Source organism: Synergistota bacterium (genome assembly GCA_025060595.1).
Lineage (GTDB): Bacteria > Synergistota > GBS-1 > GBS-1 > GBS-1 > 42-11.
In genome coordinates this window covers 1-2,006 of sequence record JANXBX010000027.1, presented here as the reverse complement: position 1 = coordinate 2,006, position 2,006 = coordinate 1, and the positions used below count along the sequence as shown (strand labels likewise).

General features: G+C 39.4%; 2 protein-coding genes. One reads left to right on the top strand and one right to left on the bottom strand.

Annotated features, from left to right (window positions below; translation table 11 throughout):
- Nucleotides 1-665, bottom strand: a 665-nt coding sequence (locus tag NZ900_09700; GenBank protein ID MCS7234352.1) for an alpha/beta hydrolase, incomplete at its 3' end; no start/stop codon positions are given.
- A gap of 286 nt (nucleotides 666-951) precedes the next feature.
- On the opposite strand from NZ900_09700, the gene NZ900_09695 reads away from it, so the two are divergent.
- Nucleotides 952-2,006 (top strand): aldehyde ferredoxin oxidoreductase (locus NZ900_09695; protein MCS7234351.1); only part of this gene is annotated, 1,055 nt, incomplete at its 3' end.

Sequence of the window (2,006 nt, the reverse complement as noted above, 5' to 3'; positions counted from 1 at the left end):
GCACCAAGTTTGGTGAGATAAGATTCATAGTCGGGGTGATTTCCAGTAGCTCCAAGTAGTGCTGTTAAGGCTCCACCAGCACTTACACCTGTGGGAATTATTTTGTTAGCGTCTCCTGGCATCCTTCCGTCGTTGTAGCGTAGGTAGCGAACTGCTGCCTTGAGATCTACAATTGCAGCTGGAGCCTTACCTATGTATTTCCCTTCCTGGTTGGCTAATGTCCACCCTCTTGCACCAGGAGATGCTACTATAAATCCCTTCGATAAAGCCAGAAGCATAGATTTCGTTCTGTTATCTGTAGCAGTAGGGTTGATAGATAGAGGCATCGCAGGCCTATAACCTCCTACACCGTTTATAAAGTATATAGGAGCTGTTCCAGCGGTATAGCCATTGATGGATTTTCCTTCAAAGTACTCCACAGGTATGTAGATATTCATAACTTGGTAGTTTACTAGCTGTCCATTTTCCCAAGCAAGCACAGGATTTGTTACGTATGGGATATTTGTGTAAGCACGATACTGGATGGTTTTACCATCTAAAGTTGCGCTTTGAACAGTATACCCTGAGTTAGGATCAAAATCTAAACCAGCTCCATAGACGAAGGAGGAAAGTATAACTGTGAGAAATAGCGTAAACGTCATGATACTGAACCTTTTGATCCTCATCTTTTGCTACCCCCTTTCTTAAAATTATTGGTACACTTATTGCTCAATTATATTATACATATTTTAGATCTATTTGTCTATCACTATTGTTTAGCAATAGTTTTTAAAAAAATATGTAAATGTGTTGTACAAATTATGTATAAATTTTTGTTTCAATAACTGATTCTGTGTTAATTTTGGTATGACTTTTTGTATTAATAATCTAATAAATTTTATCTTGTTTACTTTAGCTTGGAATTCTGCTAAAATAATTTTTGAAAATCGCTAATAAGGGGGTGAAATTCTTATGATTCCTCCATGTTGTCCGGGGAAGATCCTGCATGTGGATCTGTCGAAGGAGAGCTTTTGGGAGGAAGATGTGCCTCAAGACTGGTATAGCCTCTATGTAGGTGGGGAAGGGTTTGGAGCAAGATATTTGTATGATAATCTTAAGCCTCATATAGATCCCCTTTCTGAGGAGAATAAGATCCTATTCATTACCGGTCCGCTAACAGATACGGGTGCTCCCACTTCTGGTAGAACAGTAGTTATGTTTAAATCTCCATTAACTAATACCATATTTGCATCTAATGTGGGTGGACACCTTGCGCCTCAGATAAAAAGGTGTGGCTACGATATGATAGTCATTCATGGGAAAGCTAAAGCTCTTAAATATCTCTATGTAAATAATGATAAGGTGGAGTTTGTAGATGCTGAGAATCTTAAAGGGCTTTCGCCGAAAGAAGTCCAAGAGAAGATAAGAGAAAAGCATGGCAATAGGGGAATTCAGGTGGCTGCTATTGGTGAATCTGGAGAAAAGCAGGTTAGATTTTCAGCTGTTGTAGTTGATGGTCACAGAACAGCTGGTCGCGGTGGTGGAGGAGCGGTAATGGGTTCTAAAAACCTTAAAGCTATTGCTGTCTACGGTTCTCGTTTTAAAGTTAGCTTTGCCGATTCTGAGGCTTTCAAAGAAATGATTAAAAAGGCTATAAACGAGATATTTGAGGAGCCCTTTGTAAGGGATGAGCTGAGCAAGTTTGGTACACCTTCATTCTTTGATGCTATGAATTTAACCGGTTTAGTTCCCTTTTATAACTGGAAAAGAAGCAAGATGCCAGAGTTTAACGACTATTTAGGTTATAAGGTTTATCATGAAAAGCTTAGTGTCAAGCCTTATGCTTGTTTTAACTGTCCCATTGCTTGTGGAAGGCATACGGTTATCTCTGAAGGAAAGTATAAAGGTATGGAAAGCGGGGGTCCTGAGTATGAAGCTTTAGCTGCCTTGGGTGCTAAAACAGGGGTTAAAGATATATATTATGTTACTGCTGCAAGCCATCTTGTTAATGAACTTGGGCTTGATGT